Source organism: Pseudomonas idahonensis (genome assembly GCF_037903935.1).
GTDB lineage: Bacteria > Pseudomonadota > Gammaproteobacteria > Pseudomonadales > Pseudomonadaceae > Aquipseudomonas > Aquipseudomonas danubii.
The window spans coordinates 3,155,698-3,173,280 of the sequence record NZ_CP149586.1; the positions used below are offsets into that span (position 1 = coordinate 3,155,698).

Below are 17,583 nucleotides of genomic sequence, written 5' to 3' on the forward strand. Positions count from 1 at the left end.
GAGTCAGGCGTTGAATCCTACCCCAAGTCCGGGCCGGCGGGCATGATCACTCACTGACATAGGTTTCCGGCTCCCGCACGATGGTGACGTCCGATTGCACCAGCAGGAATTGATTGTCATCGAGCTTCTTGACCCGGTCGCCAATGGCCAGGCGGTAGGTGGTAACGGGCTCCGAGCTGGCCTGGTCGCCCTCTGCGGGCATGGATTCCTGGAACTCGTGCACTGAATACACCCGTCCCTCGGCATCTCTTGCATGGAATTGTCCGACAAGTACTGCTGCCATCTTTAGAGCCTCTGGAGATAAAACACGCAAATTCGGTGCTGTAGACCCGACGTGTGCAAGGTAAGTTTTGCCGGCCGGAAAAAATAATCCGCCGTCGCAGCAGACGGCCTCCCAGGTCTTGGAACTTATGCAGGGAAATGGTTTGTGTGGGGTAGCAGGCGACCCCCAGGCTCATCTATAACTAACACCTTCTTCAAGCCAAGGGTTGGAATGCAATGAGCAATGTCTACAAAGTCGCAGTGTTGGTCGGCAGTCTGAGAAAACAATCCCTGAATCGCAAGGTGGCCCTGGCGCTGGCCGAGCTGGCACCGGCGAACCTGCAGTTGAGCATCGTCGAGATTGGCGATCTGGCGCTGTACAACGAAGACATCGACGTGACGCCTCCCGCGGCCTACACCCGCTTTCGCGAACAGATCGGCGCTGCCGATGCGGTACTGTTCGTCACCCCGGAGTACAACCGCTCGGTACCGGCAGCCCTGAAGAACGCCATCGACGTCGGTTCGCGTCCCTATGGCAAAAGTGCCTGGAGCGGCAAGCCCGGAGCGGTGATCAGCGTTTCCCCCGGGGCCATCGGCGGCTTCGGTGCCAACCACCACCTGCGCCAATCCCTGGTGTTCCTCAATGTGCCGTGCATGCAGCAGCCCGAAGCCTACCTGGGCGGCGCCGGCTCGGCGTTCGACGAAGCGGGCAAGCTGTCGGAAGCGACCCGGCCGTTCCTGCAGAACTTCATCACCGCCTACGGCCAATGGGTCGAGCAGCACAAGAAGGCTTGAGTGCTGTCTGTCACCCACATTCTCCTGCTGTGGTAGGCACCGGCTTGCCGGCGAACGGGCTCCTGGGGCTTGTATCAGCCTCAGGTGCACGGTCGCTGGCAAGCCAGCTCCTGCGCTAGCCCCCTCTTTATTCAAGATTTCTTCGTCATGTTGATTGCAGTATCGATTTTCTTGCTGACCATTACCCTGGTGATCTGGCAGCCCAAAGGCCTGGGCGTCGGTTGGAGCGCGGTGTTCGGCGCGCTCCTGGCCCTGTTCTGCGGCGTGGTGCAACTGGCCGACATCCCGGTGGTGTGGCAGATCATCTGGAACGCCACCGGCACCTTCGTTGCGCTGATCATCATCAGCCTGCTGCTGGACGAGGCCGGGTTCTTCGCCTGGGCGGCCCTGCATGTGGCGCGCTGGGGGCGGGGCAGGGGGCGACGGCTGTTCGCCTTCATGGTGCTGTTGGGAGCCCTGGTGTCGGCACTGTTCGCCAACGACGGCGCGGCGCTGATCCTCACGCCCATCGTCATTTCCATGCTGCTGGCCTTGCGCTTTTCTGCCGCCACGACCCTGGCTTTCGTCATGGGGGCCGGCTTCATCGCCGACACCGCAAGCTTGCCGCTGGTGGTGTCGAACCTGGTGAACATCGTCTCCGCGGACTTCTTCCAGATCGGTTTCAACCGTTATGCGGCGGTGATGCTGCCGGTCAACCTGGTGAGCGTCGCGGCGACCCTGGCGGTGCTGCTGTGGTTTTTCCGCCGGGACATCCCTGAGCAGTACGATCCGCGGCAACTGGCCGAGCCGGCCAGTGCCATCCATGACCGGGCAACCTTCATCGCCGGCTGGTGGGTGCTGCTGATCCTGCTGCTGGGCTGTTTTGCCCTGGAGCCGCTGGGGATTCCCATCAGCGCCATTTCCGCGGTCTGCGCCACTTTGCTGCTGGTGATCGCGGCACGTGGGCACAAGATCTCCACCCGCAAAGTGCTCAAGGAAGCGCCATGGCAGATCGTGATTTTCTCCTTGGGCATGTATCTGGTGGTTTATGGCTTGCGCAATGCCGGGCTGACCGGGTATCTGGCGGGCTGGCTCGACGGCTTTGCCGCTGGTGGCGTCTGGGGGGCGGCGCTGGGCACCGGATTGCTGACGGCGGGGCTGTCATCGGTGATGAACAATTTGCCCACGGTGCTGATCGCTGCCTTGTCCATCGATGCCAGTCAGGCCACCGGGGTGGTCAAGGAAGCGATGATCTACGCCAATGTCATTGGCAGCGACCTGGGGCCGAAAATCACCCCCATCGGCAGCCTGGCCACATTGCTTTGGCTGCATGTGCTTGAACGCAAGGGCATCCATATTGGCTGGGGTTATTACTTCCGGGTCGGCATCGTGCTGACACTGCCGGTGCTGCTGGTGACCCTGGCGGCTCTGGCGTTACGGCTTTCCCTGGCATAGCGAAACCCCACCGAGCCGGCTTGCCGGCGAAGGGGGCGGCGAGATGTGTGCCCGGCGGGGGAGGACTTTCGCTGGCACGCCAGCGCCTACGCAAGTTGGTCTCTGGGCGCTAGGGGCTGGGTCGCGGGGACGTTGGGCCAGAGGTCGGCCACCAGGAACAGGCGCTCGGCTTCTTCCCAGCCCCCTTCGGCTGTTTCCACCAGTCGTACCAGCAGTTGCGCCGGGGCCTGGGCGTCCAGTTCTGCAAGCCATTGCTGCAGTTGCCCGGCCGTCCAGGCCTGTTCGGCCGGATAGTGAGCCGGAGCCAGCCAGGCGTGGCGGGGCAGGGGCTGCCAACGCCCGGGTGCGCTCTGGGCGATGAAGGCGGGCCAGTCCCGCTGGTGCAGCCAGCGCCCTCGCAGGTGCTGCGGGTGAGCGCCTTGAGGCGGTTCGGCGTGGCCCGGCCAGGGATAGAGCAGGTAGCCCCCCAGCCACAGGTGGGCGCTGAACTGCTGGATGTCCAGCGCCGCCAAGGCTTCGCGGCTTTCGGCGCGGGCGGAAATCGGCAGTTGGTGCTCGTCCAGGTGCGCCAGCTTGCGGTCCAGGCGGTCGTGACAGCCCGGGCCAAGCCATTGCGCGCTGTCGCAGCCGTTGCCGTGCTGCGGGCCCAGGTAGAGCTTGATCGCCAGCTCCAGGTGATGCACGCCTTCGCGGTCGCGCAGCAGCATGTCCAGTTCACCGAGGGTGTGCCCCTCACGGCGGATCGGCAGGTTGGCCGCCAGCAGTTCCACCCCCGGCGCATGCTGCACGGCAAATTGCCAGAGGCGTTCGTAGTACAGGCCCAGGCGCCGGGTCCGCCCCTGATTCAGCCAATGGCGCAAGGCGCGGCTGTCCAGATCCTGGCATCGCAGCCAGTGGGCCAGCAGTTGTGGCGCCAGCACCCAGTCGCTGCCGGCCAGGGGGTGGCGCTGTGGCCAGGGCGTATGGCTGAGCATCGGCGGCGCGAGGATGACCCAGGCGAGGTCGCGGACTTCAGGTTGACGCAACTGGCGGGGGAGGCTGAGCAAATCCGGGAACAGGAGCATCTTGCGAGCATAGACGCAAACCTGTGCCGTTCGCGATAAATGCGTGCCACTCGCAGTTGCGTCGGCTGCTCCCAAGCGCCCGTGGCTGAAAGGATTTTGTCTAACGCCGGGTTTCGCCCATAATCCTCCGTTTCGCCCGTACCCGAATTCCGCAGGAGCCCCATGGAGCAGTTTCGCAATATCGGCATTATCGGTCGCCTGGGCAGTTCCCAGGTGCTGGACACAGTTCGCCGACTGAAGAAGTTTCTGCTGGCGCGCCACCTGCACGTGATCCTTGAAGACACCATCGCCGAAGTGCTGCCGGGCCACGGTCTGCAGACCTCCTCGCGCAAGCTGTTGGGCGAGGTCTGCGACATGGTCATCGTGGTCGGCGGCGACGGCAGCCTGCTGGGCGCCGCTCGGGCCCTGGCCCGGCACAATATTCCGGTGCTGGGGATCAACCGCGGCAGCCTGGGCTTTCTCACCGACATCCGCCCCGATGAGCTGGAAGTCAAGGTTGCCGAAGTGCTCGACGGCCACTATCTGGTGGAAAACCGCTTCCTGCTGCAGGCCGAAGTCCGTCGCCATGCCGAGGCCATCGGCCAGGGCGATGCGCTCAACGACGTGGTGCTGCACCCGGGCAAGTCGACGCGGATGATCGAGTTCGAGATCTACATCGACGGCCAGTTCGTCTGCAGCCAGAAGGCCGACGGCCTGATCGTCGCCACGCCTACCGGTTCCACGGCCTATGCGCTGTCCGCCGGCGGCCCGATCATGCATCCCAAGCTGGATGCCATTGTGATTGTGCCGATGTACCCCCATACCTTGTCTGGAAGGCCGATCGTGGTCGATGGCAACAGTGAGCTGAAAATCGTCGTGTCCAAAGATATGCAGATCTATCCGCAAGTCTCCTGTGACGGGCAGAACCACTTCACCTGTGCCCCGGGCGACACCATCACGGTCAGCAAGAAGGCGCAGAAGCTGCGCCTGATCCATCCGCTGGACCACAACTACTACGAGGTCTGTCGGACCAAACTCGGCTGGGGCAGCCGACTGGGCGGTGGAGGCGACTGATGCTCGATCCCGCGCGTAGCTACGACCTGATCGGTGACGTGCACGGTTGCGCCCTGACCCTGGAGCACTTGCTGGATCGGCTCGGGTATCACAAGCAGGGCGGCGTCTGGCGGCACCCGTCGCGCATGGCGGTGTTCCTCGGTGACATCATCGACCGCGGCCCGCGAATCCGTGAATCGCTGCATATCGTCCACGACATGGTGGTGGCCGGCCAGGCGCTGTGCATCATGGGCAACCATGAGTTCAACGCCCTGGGCTGGAGCACCCCGGCGGCGGCCGGCAGCGGCAAGCAGTTCGTGCGCGAACACACCCCGCGCCATGCCCGACTGATCCACGAAACCCTGACCCAGTTCGAACACCACCCTGGCGACTGGCACGACTTCCTGGAGTGGTTCTATGAGCTGCCGCTGTTCGTCGACGCCGGCCGTTTCCGCGTGGTGCACGCTTGCTGGGATGCCGGCCTGATCGCGCCCCTGCGCCAGCAGTATCCGGACGGTTGCATCGATCGAGCCTTCCTCCAGGCCTCGGCGCTGCCCGACAGTTTTGCCAGCACCGCCTTCGATCGCCTGCTGCGCGGCACCGACATGCGCCTGCCCCACGGCCTGACCATGACCAGTGGCGACGGCCTGACCCGGGCGTTCTTTCGCACCAAATTCTGGGAAGACGACCCACAGACCTACGGCGACATCGTCTTCCAGCCCGATGCCTTGCCCGATCCAGTGGCGCGCACGCCGTTGTCCCCGGCCGAGAAAAACAGCCTGCTGCGCTACGGCGCCGACGAACCGATGCTGTTCGTCGGCCACTACTGGCGCAGCGGCAAGCCGGCGCCGATCCGGCCCAACCTGGCGTGCCTGGATTACAGCGCGGTGCTCTACGGCAAGCTCGCCGCGTATCGGCTGGACCAGGAAACCCGCCTGGACCCGAATAAATTTGTCTGGGTCGACGTCGAGCGGCCCGAGGTGTTGCGATGAGCGCGGTAGCGGTTTTGCGTCTGCCCCTGGCCACGGATCTGAGTGGTTTCGTCAAACTGCTGCAGCGCATGCAGGTGCCGCACCGGGTCAGTGAGGAGGCCGGCGAGCAGGTGCTCTGGGTGCCGGAATCCATCAGTGAGGATGTGCGGGGCCTGTACCAGCGCTTTCCCCAGGGCGATCCCGAGCAGCAACTGGATATCCCGCAGGCGGCCACCCCGGCCCGCGTCGGCCTGGGGGAGCAGTTGCGCCGCAGCCCGATTACCGCGCTGATCCTGCTGCTGAGCCTGGCGGTTTGCGGCATCACCTTGCTGGGGGACAACCTGCAAACCCTCGGCTGGTTTACCTTCCTCGAGTTCCGTGTGGTCGGCGACTACATCCAGTTCAGTTCCCTGGCCGACAGCCTGGCGGCGGGGCAGTGGTGGCGCCTGGTGACGCCGATGCTGATCCACTTCGGCATCCTGCATATCGCCATGAACGGCATGTGGTACTGGGAACTGGGGCGGCGCATCGAGTTGCGCCAGGGCAGCATCAACCTGCTGGGCTTGACCCTGCTGTTCAGCCTGGTGTCCAACTACGCCCAATACTATTTCAGTGGCCCGACCCTGTTCGGCGGCCTGTCCGGGGTGCTCTACGGTCTGCTCGGGCATTGCTGGATCTACCAATTACTGTCCCCCAACCCCATCTACCGCCTGCCCCGGGGCGTGCTGGTGATGATGCTGGTGTGGCTGCTGCTGTGCCTGTCCGGGCTGGTGTCGATGATCGGTTTCGGCGAAATCGCCAACGCCGCCCACGTCGGCGGGCTGCTCGTCGGTTGCCTTACTGGTTTGTTGGGCGGCTTGTACAGTCGCCGTAAACTGGCCCTTTGAATGCTGGAGTCTTGTATGTCGTCCTTTGTCGAAATGATCGAAAACATCACCCCCGAGATCTACCAGAGCCTGAAGCTGGCGGTAGAAATCGGCAAATGGTCCGATGGCCGCAAGCTCACCGCCGAGCAGCGCGAACTGTCGCTGCAGGCGATGATCGCCTGGGAAATGCAGAACCTGCCCGAGGACCAGCGCACCGGCTACATGGGCCCGCAGGAATGCGCCTCGAAGTCGGCGCCGGTGCCGAACATCCTGTTCAAGTCGGATGCCATCCATTGATCGAGATTGGCCGCGGTTCCATCAGCAAAATGTCGGCACGCCTGGACGGGCCGAATGTTCAGTACGCTTTTCGCCTGGGTGACAGCGAGGTGCCGGTCAACCCCCTGATCGGTACCCAGGTGCGCCTGGAATACCTGGGGGCGATCCACTGCACTCACTGCGGGCGCAAGACCAAGACCAGTTTCAGCCAGGGTTACTGCTATCCATGCATGACCAAGCTGGCCCAGTGCGATATCTGCATCATGAGTCCGGAACGTTGCCACTACGACGCCGGCACCTGCCGCGAGCCGTCCTGGGGCGAGCAGTTCTGCATGACCGATCACGTGGTCTATTTGGCCAACTCCTCGGGGATCAAGGTCGGCATCACCCGCGCCACCCAGTTGCCGACCCGCTGGCTCGACCAGGGCGCCAGCCAGGCGCTGCCGATCATGCGCGTGGCGACCCGCCAGCAATCGGGCTTCGTCGAGGATCTGTTCCGCTCCCAGGTGGCGGACAAGACCAACTGGCGTGCCTTGCTCAAGGGCGATGCCCAGGCGGTGGACCTGGTGGCGGTGCGCGAGCAACTGTTTGAATCCTGCGCCGAGGGCCTGTTGGCCCTGCAGGAGCGTTTCGGCCTGCAGGCGATTCAGCCGGTGACCGATATCGAGCCCCTGGAGATTCGTTATCCGGTCGAGCAGTACCCGGCCAAGATCGTCAGCTTCAACCTGGACAAGAACCCGATTGCCGAAGGCACGCTGCTGGGGATCAAGGGCCAGTACCTGATCTTCGACACCGGCGTGATCAACATTCGTAAGTACACGGCCTACCAGCTCGCCGTGCATCAGTAGAAGGAATTCGCCATGCGCACCGACCAACCGAAGATGATCTACCTGAAGGACTATCAGGCCCCCGAGTACCTGATCGACGAGACCCACCTGACCTTCGAGTTGTTCGAGGACCACAGCCTGGTCCATGCGCAGCTGGTGATGCGTCGCAATCCGGCCCGTGGCGCCGGGCTGCCGCCGCTGGTGCTGGATGGCCAGCAGCTGGAGCTGCTATCGGTGAGCCTCGCCGATCAGCCGCTGAGTGCTGACGACTACCAGCTGGATGACAACCACCTGACCCTGCACCCCACCAGCGCCAGCTTCACCCTGGACACCAGCGTGAAGATCCACCCGGAAAGCAACACCGCCCTGGAAGGCCTGTACAAGTCCAGTGGCATGTTCTGCACCCAGTGCGAAGCCGAGGGCTTTCGCAAGATCACCTATTACCTCGACCGCCCGGATGTGATGAGCAAGTTCACCACCACCGTGGTGGCCGAGCAGCACAGCTACCCGGTGCTGCTCTCCAACGGTAACCCGATTGCCAGCGGCCCCGGTGAAGACGGCCGGCACTGGGCGACCTGGGAAGACCCGTTCATGAAGCCCGCCTACCTGTTTGCCCTGGTGGCCGGTGACCTGTGGTGCGTGGAAGACAGCTTCCGCACCCAGAGCGGCCGCGATGTGGCGCTGCGCATCTATGTCGAGCCGGAAAACATCGACAAGTGCCAGCACGCCATGAACAGCCTGAAAAAGTCCATGCGCTGGGACGAAGAGACCTACGGCCGTGAATACGACCTGGACATCTTCATGATTGTCGCGGTGAACGACTTCAACATGGGCGCCATGGAAAACAAGGGCCTGAACATCTTCAACTCCAGCGCCGTGCTGGCCCGTGCCGAAACTGCCACCGACGCCGCCCACCAGCGGGTCGAGGCCATCGTCGCCCACGAATACTTCCACAACTGGTCGGGCAACCGCGTGACCTGCCGCGACTGGTTCCAGCTGTCGCTCAAGGAAGGCTTCACGGTGTTCCGCGATGCCGGTTTCTCCGCGGACATGAACTCGCGCACCGTCAAGCGCATTCAGGACGTGGCCTACCTGCGCACCCACCAGTTCGCCGAAGACGCCGGCCCCATGGCCCATGCCGTGCGCCCGGAAAGCTTTATCGAGATTTCCAACTTCTACACCCTGACCGTGTACGAAAAGGGTTCGGAAGTGGTGGGCATGATCCACACCTTGCTCGGAGCTGAAGGTTTCCGTAAGGGCAGTGACCTGTACTTCGAACGCCATGACGGTCAGGCCGTGACCTGTGACGATTTCGTCAAGGCCATGGAAGATGCCAACGGCGTCGATCTGAGCCAGTTCAAGCGCTGGTACAGCCAGGCCGGTACGCCACGGCTGGCGGTCAGCGAGTCCTACGACGCGGCGGCCAAGACCTACAGCCTGACCTTCCGCCAGAGCTGCCCGCAGACCCCGGACAAAGTGGAGAAACTGCCGTTCGTGATCCCGGTGGAGCTGGGCCTGCTGGACTCGAAAGGGGCGGGTATGGCCCTGCGCCTGTCCGGCGAAAACGCCGCCCAGGGGACTTCCCGGGTGATCTCGGTGACCGAGGCCGAGCAGACCTTCACCTTCGTCGATATCGCCGAACATCCGTTGCCATCGCTGCTGCGGGGCTTCTCGGCGCCGGTGAAGCTGAGCTTCCCCTACAATCGCGACCAGCTGATGTTCCTCATGCAGCACGACAGCGACGGTTTCAACCGTTGGGACGCCGGCCAGCAGTTGGCCGTGCAAGTGCTGCAAGAACTGATTGCCCAGCATCAGCAGGGTCAGGCGCTGGTGATGGACGAACGTCTGGTGACTGCCCTGGGCACCGTGCTGGCGGATGACAGCCTGGACCAGGCCATGGTCGCGGAAATGCTGTCGCTGCCGGGCGAGGCCTATCTGACCGAGATCAGCGAAGTGGCGGATGTCGAGGCGATCCATGCGGCTCGCGAGTTTGCCCGCCAGCAACTGGCTGACAGCCTGTTCGATGCGCTGTGGAAGCGTTATCAGGCCAACCGGGCAGTGTCCAAGGCCACGGCCTATGTCGCCGAGTCCGAGCACTTTGCCCGTCGCGCGCTGCAGAACATTGCGTTGTCCTACCTGATGTTGACCCGCAAGCCTGAAGTGCTGGCGGCGGCCATCGAGCAGTTCGACAGCGCCGACAACATGACCGAGCGTCTCACCGCCCTGGCGGTGCTGGTCAACTCGCCGTTCGAGGCCGAGAAGGCCCAGGCTCTGGCGGTGTTCGCCGAGAACTTCAAGGACAACGCCCTGGTCATGGACCAGTGGTTCAGCGTCCAGGCCGGCAGCCCGTTGCCGGGCGGCCTGGAGCGGGTCAAGGCGCTGATGCAGCACCCTGCGTTCAACCTCAAGAACCCGAACAAGGTGCGGGCGTTGGTGGGGGCTTTTGCCGGGCAGAACCTGATCAACTTCCATGCGGCGGATGGTTCGGGTTATCGCTTCCTGGCGGATCTGGTGATCCAGCTCAACGGCTTCAACCCGCAGATTGCCTCGCGGCAACTGGCGCCACTGACTCGCTGGCGCAAATACGACAGCGCCCGTCAGGCGCTGATGAAGGGCGAACTGGAGCGCATCCGTGCTTCCGGCGATCTCTCCAGCGACGTGTTCGAAGTGGTGAGCAAAAGCCTCGCCTGACGGCGGCAGCGGCTACGCCTGTAGCCGCTGCTGAGCCTGCGAAGCTGCGCCAAGGTCCGCAGGACCTTGCTTGGCGATCGCTGTCATACCTCTGTCGGTCTTGAGATCGATGCGTCCCTGCGACGCAGTGCCGCCCAGACCGTTCGCAGTCTGCGGCAGCGGCTACAGGGGGGGCAGTGCGCTGCTCAAGTCGCGGTGATAGTTCTGCGCGCCAATGGCGTGCAGGATGCCCACTCGCTCAAGCTTGGCATGAACCTTCAGGTTGGCTTCGCACAGTTTCACCACGATCCCGCGCTTGTGCAGCTGACCTATCACTTCCTCCAGGGTCTGCAGCCCAGTGATATCCATGAACGGCACATGCTTGAGGCGGATGATCAGCAGCCTGGGATCGCTATGGGTCTGGGCCAGGGCCCGTTCAAAGGTTTCGGCAGCGCCAAAGAACAGGGGGCCTTCGATGGTATAGATCAGCACCCCCGGAGGCAGGTGCCCGCGGCCTTTGCCGCGCAATTCGTTTTCCAGATCCTCTCCCACCACTTGCTGCACCTCCACCGAGGAGGCCATGCGCCGCAGAAAATGCAGCATCGCCAGGATCACTCCGATGTTCACCGCAATCACCAGATCACTGAACACCGTCAGCACAAAGGTACACAGCAGGATCGCCACATCCGCCCGGGGCGCGCGTTGCACCATGCGCTTGAAGTGGTGCAGCTCACTCATGTTGTAGGCCACCACGAACAGGATCGCCGCCAGGGCGCACAACGGGATATTGGCCGCCAGCGGCGCGAGAAACAGGATGATCAGCACCAGCACCACGGCGTGGGTGATGCCGGCCAGCGGGCTGCTGCCGCCGTTGCGGATGTTGGTGGCGGTGCGGGCAATGGCGCCCGTGGCGGCGAACCCGCCAAACAGCGGTGTGGCCAGGTTGGCGATGCCCTGGCCGATCAGTTCCTGGTTGGAGTCGTGGCGGGTGCCGGCCATGCCGTCGGCCACCACCGCCGACAACAGCGATTCGATGGCTCCGAGCATGGCGATGGCGAAGGCCGGTCCTATCAGGTCGAGTATCCGTGGCAGGCTGATCTCGGGCAGTTGCAGGGTCGGCAAGCCCTGGGGAATGCCGCCAAAGGCACTGCCGATGGTGGCCACGCCCTGGAACTGGAACAGTGACTGCAAGGCGGTGGCCAGGACCATGGCAACCAGCGGCGCCGGCAGGCGCTTGAGCGCGGGGATCTTGGGTACCCACAACAGCAGCGCCAGGCTGAGCAAGGCCAGCAGGGTGGTGGCCAGGTGCAGTTCGGGCAGGGCTTGCAGCAGGTGCCAGAGCTTCTGGTGGAAGTGTTCGCCCTGGACGGCGGGCAGGCCGAAGAAGTCTTTCCACTGGCTGACCCAAATGATCACCCCGATCCCGGCGGTGAAGCCGAGAATTACCGGGTCGGGGATGAATTTGATCAGGGCGCCCAGGCGGCTGATGCCCAGCAGGAACAGGATGATGCCGGCCATCATGGTCGCCAGTTGCAGGCCGTCGACCCCGTATTTGGCAGTGACCCCGGCGAGAATCACGATAAAGGCCCCGGTGGGGCCGGCGATCTGCAAGCGACTGCCGCCGAACAGCGACACCAGCAGGCCACCGACGATGGCGGTGTAGATGCCCTGTTCCGGCTTGACCCCGGAGGCGATGGCAAACGCCATGGCCAGGGGCAGCGCCACCACGCCGACAATCACCCCAGCCACCAGGTTGCGAGCCCAGTGCCGGGGGCCGAGCAAGCCAGCCTTCCACGCCTCGCGTATGGCAATCATGCGTCACTCCTGAAGGTCATCGGGCTCGCCACCCACGCAGCTCATCATAGTCAACGCTGGGTAGCGGCGGCTGATGCCCTGGATCAGCCTTTGGTCGTGTACCGGTGCTACACGCCGACAGGCCGCGCAAACCTCAGCTAAATTGACAAGCTTTTCGTACCGCCATCAACGCTTCCTCGCCTGCTGCAGAGGAGCATCGATCAGCCCAGCGAATGCCCGAGCATTCAGGGGCCTGGCCAGAGGCGGTGATTAACAAAAGATAACGTGGCGTTGATTGTCAGACCTTTCCAAAGCCCGATAGGATAGCCCGCAGCCGAAGGGGCTCTAGAGTGCAGGTTTCAGGACGATCTTCACGGTCGGTCCAGGCATCGAAAACCCCTGAAGGCGCCCTGAGAGGTCAAATGACCTGACAATAATAATGGGGGAATGGTCTATGAGTGAGCCTGTCATGGGTGTAGTTGTTGGCCGCCCGCCGGCGCTGCGCACGTTCGCATTGCTGGCTACAGCGCTCTCGCTGTTGGGTGTCGTGACGCTGTCGACACCGGTCCTGGCCGCTGCCACCGCAGCGGATACTGTCTATTCCATCGAATCGCCCAAGGCGGCGAAAAGCCTGATGCTCGATGTGGTCCACGCCGGCAAGCGCCTGGTGGCAGTGGGCGACCGCGGGCACATTCTCTACTCCGACGATCAGGGAGCGTCCTGGGTGCAGGCCAAGGTGCCGACCCGGCAACTGCTGACCGCGGTGTATTTTGTCGATGACCAGCACGGCTGGGCGGTGGGCCACGATGCCCAGGTCCTGGCCAGCACCGATGGCGGTGTCACCTGGAGTCGGCAGTTCCAGGACCTCAAGCGTGAAGCGCCCTTGCTCGATGTCTGGTTCAAGGACACCCGCAACGGCTACGCCGTCGGTGCCTATGGCGCGTTGCTGGAAACCACCGACGGTGGCCAGCACTGGGAAGACGTCAGCGATCGCCTGGACAACGAAGACCAGTTCCACCTCAACGCCATTGCCCAGGTCAAGGATTCCGGACTGTTCATCGTCGGCGAGCAGGGCAGCCTGTTCCGCTCCGCCGATGATGGGCAGACCTGGGAGCGCCTCGAAGGCCCCTATGAAGGCTCGCTGTTCGGCGTGATCGCTACCGGCCAGCCGGCGACCCTGCTGGTGTTCGGCCTGCGGGGCAATCTCTATCGTTCCACGGATTTCGGCAACACTTGGGAGCAGGTGGAGTTGAACGCTGCCCGTGGCGCCCTGGAGTTCGGCCTGTCGGGTGCTACCTTGCTGGACGACGGCTCGCTGGTGATCGTCGGCAACGGCGGCAGCGTGATCCGCAGTACCGACCACGGCCAGACCTTCAGCGTATTCAACCGTGCGGACCGCCTCTCGCTGTCGGCGGTGACCGCTGCCGGCAATGGCAAGCTGATCCTGGCCGGGCAGGGCGGGGTGCGGATCTCTGCGGCAACCGGCGCTGACGTCGGCAAATAAGCCGGGCACATAATAAGAAGGTGGGGAATTCCATGAGCAGTCATCACCAGGACAAGGCGAACTTTCTCGAACGCCTGATTTTCAACAACCGCCCGGCAGTGATCTTCATTTGCCTCTTGGTCAGCGCTTTTCTGTTCTGGCAGGCGACCCTGATTCGGCCTTCCACCAGTTTCGAAAAGATGATCCCGCTCAAGCACCCGTTCATCGAGCGGATGATGGAGCACCGCAATGACCTGGCCAACCTGGGCAACACCGTGCGTATCTCGGTGGCGGCCCGCGACGGCGACATCTTCACCCAGGAGTACATGGAGACCCTGCGGCAGATCAACGACGAGGTGTTCTACATCTCTGGCGTCGATCGCTCCGGGCTCAAGTCGCTGTGGAGCCCCAGCGTGCGCTGGACCGAGGTGACCGAAGAAGGTTTCGCCGGTGGCGAGGTGATTCCCCAGAGCTATAACGGCTCGCCCGAAAGCCTCGACCAGTTGCGCAACAACGTCCTCAAGTCCGGCCAGGTCGGGCGCCTGGTGGCCAACGATTTCAAATCCAGCATCGTCGACATCCCGTTGCTGGAGTCCTACCCGGACCCTCAGGACCAGGGCAAGCTGCTGGCCCTGGACTACCAGAAGTTCTCCCACCAGCTGGAAGAAAAGATCCGCGACAAGTTCGAAGCGCAGAACCCCAATGTGAAGATCCACATTGTCGGCTTCGCCAAGAAGGTCGGCGACCTGATCGATGGCCTGATCATGGTGGTGATGTTCTTCGGCGTGGCCTTCATCATCACCCTGGTGCTGCTGTACTGGTTCACCTGGTGCATCCGCAGCACCATCGCGGTGCTGATCACCACCCTGGTGGCGGTGGTCTGGCAGCTGGGGCTGATGCATGCCTTCGGCTTTGGCCTGGACCCGTACTCGATGCTGGTGCCGTTCCTGATCTTCGCCATCGGCATCTCCCACGGGGTGCAGAAGATCAACGGCATCGCCCTGCAGTCCAGTGACGCCGACAACGCCCTGACCGCGGCGCGGCGGACCTTCCGCCAACTGTTCCTGCCGGGGATGATCGCCATTCTCGCCGACGCCGTGGGCTTCATCACTTTGCTGATCATCGACATCGGGGTGATCCGCGAGCTGGCCATCGGTGCCTCCATCGGTGTGGCGGTGATTGTGTTCACCAACCTGATCCTGCTGCCAGTGGCGATTTCCTACGTCGGCATCAGCAAGCGCGCCATCGAACGCAGCAAGAAGGATGCCTCCCGCGAGCATCCGTTCTGGCGCCTGCTGTCGAATTTTGCCAGCCCCAAAGTGGCACCGATCTCCATCGCCCTGGCCCTGGTGGCCTTTGGCGGCGGCCTCTGGTACAGCCAGAACCTGAAGATCGGCGACCTCGACCAGGGCGCGCCGGAGCTGCGTCCCGACTCGCGCTACAACAAGGACAACAACTTCATCATCAGCAACTACTCCACCAGCTCCGACGTTTTGGTGGTGATGGTCAAGACCGCATCCGAAGGTTGCTCGCGCTATGAGGCCATGGCCCCCATCGACGAGCTGATGTGGAAGATGCAGAACACCGAGGGCGTGCAGTCGGCGATCTCCCTGGTGACTGTGTCCAAGCAGATGATCAAGGGCATGAACGAGGGCAACCTGAAATGGGAAACCCTGTCGCGCAACCCCGATGTGCTCAACAACTCCATTGCCCGGGCCGACGGCCTGTACAACAACAACTGCTCCCTGGCGCCGGTGCTGGTGTTCCTCAATGACCACAAGGCCGCGACCTTGGACCGCGCGGTGCATGCGGTGCAGGAATTCGCCGCGCAGCACAACAAGGATGGCCTGGAGTTCATCCTCGCCGCCGGCAACGCCGGGATCGAGGCGGCTACCAACGAAGTGATCAAGGAGTCCGAGCTGACCATCCTGATCCTGGTGTACATCTGTGTGGCCGGCATGTGCATGATCACCTTCCGCTCCTGGGCGGCGACCCTGTGCATCGTCCTGCCGCTGGTGCTGACCTCGGTGCTGGGCAACGCGTTGATGGCCTTCATGGGCATCGGCGTCAAGGTCGCGACCTTGCCGGTGGTGGCGCTGGGGGTGGGCATCGGTGTCGACTACGGCATCTATATCTACAGCCGTCTGGAAAGCTTCCTGCGTGCCGGACTGCCGTTGCAGGAGGCTTACTACCAGACCCTGCGTTCCACCGGCAAGGCGGTGCTGTTCACCGGCCTGTGCCTGGCCATCGGCGTGTGCACCTGGATCTTCTCGGCGATCAAGTTCCAGGCCGACATGGGCCTGATGCTGACCTTCATGCTGCTGTGGAACATGTTCGGTGCCCTGTGGCTACTGCCGGCCCTGGCGCGGTTCCTGATCAAGCCGGAGAAGCTGGCGGGGCAGAAGGGCAACTCGCTGTTCGCTCACTGATCCAGGCGTTTTGAACACTCAGCCGCGCCCTCGGGCGCGGCTTTTTCATGCCTGCTCCCAGGGCATGAACAGGCTGGCGCCGCAGGGCAATGCCAGACCCCTTCGACAGTGCCCGCAGGCCGCACCGGCGGCGAGTGATGACTGGACGCAATACGGGCCCGATCCTTCGGCGCCGATCAGCTATGATTGCGCCTTTCCAATTGATGATTGATTGCTATGACCGCTGCTACCGACACCTTGCTCACCGCCCTTGAAGCCTGCGACATGCTGGAAATCGACGGCCTGCACGCCTTCGATTTCACCCTCGACGAGCAGCGCCTGCTGATCGAGTGCATGGATGGCCGTGCCGCCAAGCGCTGGAGCTTTACCCTGGCCCAGGTGCAGGCCGCGACTTTTGATCAGGCGCTGCAGAGCTGGACCCTGGTCGCTGATTCCGGCGAGCACCGCCTGGTGTGCATGAGCGCGTTCAGTGCCCGCGACGAAGAGGAGAGTGAGCATGAAGATGCGTAATTTCTGGCCGCTGTTGATGGCCGGCAGTGTTGGTGCCATGGCGGTCCAGGCCGCGCCGGCAGAGACCCAGGAACTGCTGGTGGGTTCCTACACCCAAGGGCAGAGCCAGGGCCTGTATCGCCTGCGTTTCAACGAGGGGACCGGGCGGATCGATGCCAAGCCGTTGCAAGTGGTGAAGAGCTCCAACCCGTCCTGGCTGACCCTCTCCAAGGACCAGAAATTCGTCTTTGTGGTGAATGAAAACAGCCCGGGGCAGGTTGACCCCATCGGTCGTGTCAGCAGCTACAGCCTGGCGCCCAAGACCCATCAACTGAACCTGATCAACCAGGTGCAGAGCCAGGGCAACGAGCCTACTCACTCCAGCCTGAGCGCCGACGGCAACTACCTGTTCGTCAGCAACTATTCGGTAGACGTGGACCCGGGTGGCAGCCTGGCGGTGGTGCCGGTCAGCGCCGACGGCCATCTGTCGCCGGTGGTGCAGCTCACCAGCCATCCGGGCAGCCGGGTCGATCCCGAGCGCCAGCAGTCGGCCCACGTGCATTCGTCGGTGTCGTCCCCGGACGGCCAGTTCGTGTTCGCCAACGACCTGGGGGCAGACAAGATCTTTGTCTACCGCTACGACCCCAAGGCCAATCCGGAACACCCGCTGACGCCTGCCGAACCGGCCTTTGTCCAGCTGCCCCCAGGCAGTGGTCCGCGCCACTTGCTGTTCAGTGCCGATGGCAAGCGTGCCTACCTGACCCTGGAGATGAGCGCCCAGGTGGCGGTCTTTGACTATCAGGACGGCAAGCTGACCCAGCGTCAGTTGCTGGATCTGGCGGCCAATGGCTCCAAGGAGAAAAAGGCCGCGGCGGCCCTGCATGCCTCCAAGGACGGCCAGTACCTGTATGTCAGTAACCGTGGCACGGCCAACCAGTTGCTGGTGTTCGCCATCGACCCGAGCAACGGCCAGCTCAAGGAGATCCAGCGCCGTTCCGTGGAAGGCGATCACCCGCGGGAGTTCAGCCTCGATCCGAGCAACCGCTACGTGCTGATCGGCAACCAGAAAAGCAATGAAATCGTGGTGATCGAACGTGACGCCAAGACCGGTTTCCTCGGCAAGACGGTGCAGAAACTGCCCTTCGAAGCCCCCAGCGACATCAAGTTCCTGGTGCGTCAATAGACCGCAGGC

Annotated in this window: 15 protein-coding genes; 12 read left to right on the forward strand and 3 right to left on the reverse strand. The window is 63.2% G+C overall.

Annotation, left to right across the window (positions count from 1 at the left end; translation table 11 throughout):
• Nucleotides 1-46: 46 nt before the first annotated feature.
• Nucleotides 47-283: a hypothetical protein gene (locus tag WIN67_RS14415; RefSeq protein ID WP_102865222.1), complete on the reverse strand. Its 237-nt coding sequence runs from the start codon at nt 281-283 to the stop codon at nt 47-49.
• Between the two features lie 215 nt (nt 284-498).
• On the opposite strand from WIN67_RS14415, the gene WIN67_RS14420 reads away from it, so the two are divergent.
• Nucleotides 499-1,056 carry an NADPH-dependent FMN reductase gene (locus WIN67_RS14420; RefSeq protein WP_102865221.1) on the forward strand — a complete coding sequence of 186 codons (558 nt, stop codon included), beginning with the start codon at nt 499-501 and terminating at the stop codon, nt 1,054-1,056.
• 147 nt (nt 1,057-1,203) lie between these two features.
• A complete protein-coding gene (locus WIN67_RS14425; RefSeq protein ID WP_102879622.1) occupies nt 1,204-2,490 on the forward strand; it encodes an arsenic transporter in 1,287 nt (428 codons plus the stop codon).
• A gap of 86 nt (nt 2,491-2,576) precedes the next feature.
• Here WIN67_RS14425 and WIN67_RS14430 read toward each other — a convergent pair whose 3' ends face one another.
• A complete protein-coding gene (locus WIN67_RS14430) occupies nt 2,577-3,554 on the reverse strand; it encodes a DUF1853 family protein (RefSeq protein WP_339071542.1) in 978 nt (325 codons plus the stop codon).
• Between the two features lie 162 nt (nt 3,555-3,716).
• On the opposite strand from WIN67_RS14430, the gene WIN67_RS14435 reads away from it, so the two are divergent.
• From WIN67_RS14435 to pepN, 6 genes are read left to right on the forward strand one after another with little or no spacing between them, the layout of a single operon-like run.
• On the forward strand, nt 3,717-4,607 hold the full coding sequence (locus WIN67_RS14435) for an NAD(+) kinase (RefSeq protein WP_007920913.1): 891 nt from the start codon (nt 3,717-3,719) through the stop codon (nt 4,605-4,607).
• A complete protein-coding gene (locus WIN67_RS14440; RefSeq protein ID WP_181430804.1) occupies nt 4,604-5,578 on the forward strand; it encodes a metallophosphoesterase in 975 nt (324 codons plus the stop codon). Before WIN67_RS14435 ends, WIN67_RS14440 begins: the two co-directional genes overlap by 4 nt.
• Complete coding sequence (locus WIN67_RS14445; protein ID WP_102879620.1) at nt 5,575-6,444, forward strand: rhomboid family intramembrane serine protease; 870 nt, start codon at nt 5,575-5,577, stop codon at nt 6,442-6,444. Before WIN67_RS14440 ends, WIN67_RS14445 begins: the two co-directional genes overlap by 4 nt.
• Before the next feature lie 15 nt (nt 6,445-6,459).
• Nucleotides 6,460-6,720 carry a YeaC family protein gene (locus WIN67_RS14450; RefSeq protein WP_011061566.1) on the forward strand — a complete coding sequence of 87 codons (261 nt, stop codon included), beginning with the start codon at nt 6,460-6,462 and terminating at the stop codon, nt 6,718-6,720.
• Nucleotides 6,717-7,547 (forward strand): DUF2797 domain-containing protein, encoded by an 831-nt coding sequence (locus tag WIN67_RS14455; protein WP_102879619.1) that lies wholly within the window; start codon nt 6,717-6,719, stop codon nt 7,545-7,547. The genes WIN67_RS14450 and WIN67_RS14455 overlap by 4 nt, the downstream gene beginning before the upstream one ends.
• 12 nt (nt 7,548-7,559) lie before the next feature.
• On the forward strand, nt 7,560-10,217 hold the full coding sequence (pepN, locus tag WIN67_RS14460; protein WP_339071543.1) for an aminopeptidase N: 2,658 nt from the start codon (nt 7,560-7,562) through the stop codon (nt 10,215-10,217).
• A gap of 162 nt (nt 10,218-10,379) precedes the next feature.
• Here pepN and WIN67_RS14465 read toward each other — a convergent pair whose 3' ends face one another.
• Nucleotides 10,380-12,011 carry a SulP family inorganic anion transporter gene (locus WIN67_RS14465; protein ID WP_339071545.1) on the reverse strand — a complete coding sequence of 544 codons (1,632 nt, stop codon included), beginning with the start codon at nt 12,009-12,011 and terminating at the stop codon, nt 10,380-10,382.
• Between the two features lie 433 nt (nt 12,012-12,444).
• Here WIN67_RS14465 and WIN67_RS14470 point away from each other — a divergent pair, with 433 nt between their 5' ends.
• The 4 genes from WIN67_RS14470 to WIN67_RS14485 all read left to right on the forward strand — a co-directional run bounded on the left by WIN67_RS14470 (nt 12,445) and on the right by WIN67_RS14485 (nt 17,574).
• A complete protein-coding gene (locus WIN67_RS14470) occupies nt 12,445-13,494 on the forward strand; it encodes a WD40/YVTN/BNR-like repeat-containing protein (protein ID WP_102865214.1) in 1,050 nt (349 codons plus the stop codon).
• A 32-nt stretch (nt 13,495-13,526) separates the two neighbouring features.
• Nucleotides 13,527-15,902, forward strand: a complete 2,376-nt coding sequence (locus tag WIN67_RS14475; RefSeq protein WP_110595573.1) for an efflux RND transporter permease subunit — start codon at nt 13,527-13,529, stop codon at nt 15,900-15,902.
• Nucleotides 15,903-16,118: 216 nt separating this feature from the next.
• Nucleotides 16,119-16,412: a DUF5629 family protein gene (locus tag WIN67_RS14480; RefSeq protein ID WP_102865212.1), complete on the forward strand. Its 294-nt coding sequence runs from the start codon at nt 16,119-16,121 to the stop codon at nt 16,410-16,412.
• Nucleotides 16,399-17,574: a lactonase family protein gene (locus WIN67_RS14485; protein ID WP_102879615.1), complete on the forward strand. Its 1,176-nt coding sequence runs from the start codon at nt 16,399-16,401 to the stop codon at nt 17,572-17,574. The genes WIN67_RS14480 and WIN67_RS14485 overlap by 14 nt, the downstream gene beginning before the upstream one ends.
• The last annotated feature ends 9 nt before the right edge of the window (nt 17,575-17,583 follow it).

Bases quoted from the DNA above. Each gene is read 5' to 3' on its own strand.
- WIN67_RS14485 (WP_102879615.1), top strand. From the start codon at position 16,399: ATGAAGATGCGTAATTTCTGGCCGCTGTTGATGGCCGGCAGTGTTGGT.
- WIN67_RS14420 (WP_102865221.1), top strand. From the start codon at position 499: ATGAGCAATGTCTACAAAGTCGCAGTGTTGGTCGGCAGTCTGAGAAAA.
- WIN67_RS14435 (WP_007920913.1), top strand. From the start codon at position 3,717: ATGGAGCAGTTTCGCAATATCGGCATTATCGGTCGCCTGGGCAGTTCC.
- WIN67_RS14415 (WP_102865222.1), bottom strand. From the start codon at position 283: ATGGCAGCAGTACTTGTCGGACAATTCCATGCAAGAGATGCCGAGGGA.
- WIN67_RS14450 (WP_011061566.1), top strand. From the start codon at position 6,460: ATGTCGTCCTTTGTCGAAATGATCGAAAACATCACCCCCGAGATCTAC.
- WIN67_RS14445 (WP_102879620.1), top strand. From the start codon at position 5,575: ATGAGCGCGGTAGCGGTTTTGCGTCTGCCCCTGGCCACGGATCTGAGT.
- WIN67_RS14470 (WP_102865214.1), top strand. From the start codon at position 12,445: ATGAGTGAGCCTGTCATGGGTGTAGTTGTTGGCCGCCCGCCGGCGCTG.
- WIN67_RS14430 (WP_339071542.1), bottom strand. From the start codon at position 3,554: ATGCTCCTGTTCCCGGATTTGCTCAGCCTCCCCCGCCAGTTGCGTCAA.
- WIN67_RS14465 (WP_339071545.1), bottom strand. From the start codon at position 12,011: ATGATTGCCATACGCGAGGCGTGGAAGGCTGGCTTGCTCGGCCCCCGG.
- WIN67_RS14475 (WP_110595573.1), top strand. From the start codon at position 13,527: ATGAGCAGTCATCACCAGGACAAGGCGAACTTTCTCGAACGCCTGATT.
- WIN67_RS14480 (WP_102865212.1), top strand. From the start codon at position 16,119: ATGACCGCTGCTACCGACACCTTGCTCACCGCCCTTGAAGCCTGCGAC.
- pepN (WP_339071543.1), top strand. From the start codon at position 7,560: ATGCGCACCGACCAACCGAAGATGATCTACCTGAAGGACTATCAGGCC.
- WIN67_RS14425 (WP_102879622.1), top strand. From the start codon at position 1,204: ATGTTGATTGCAGTATCGATTTTCTTGCTGACCATTACCCTGGTGATC.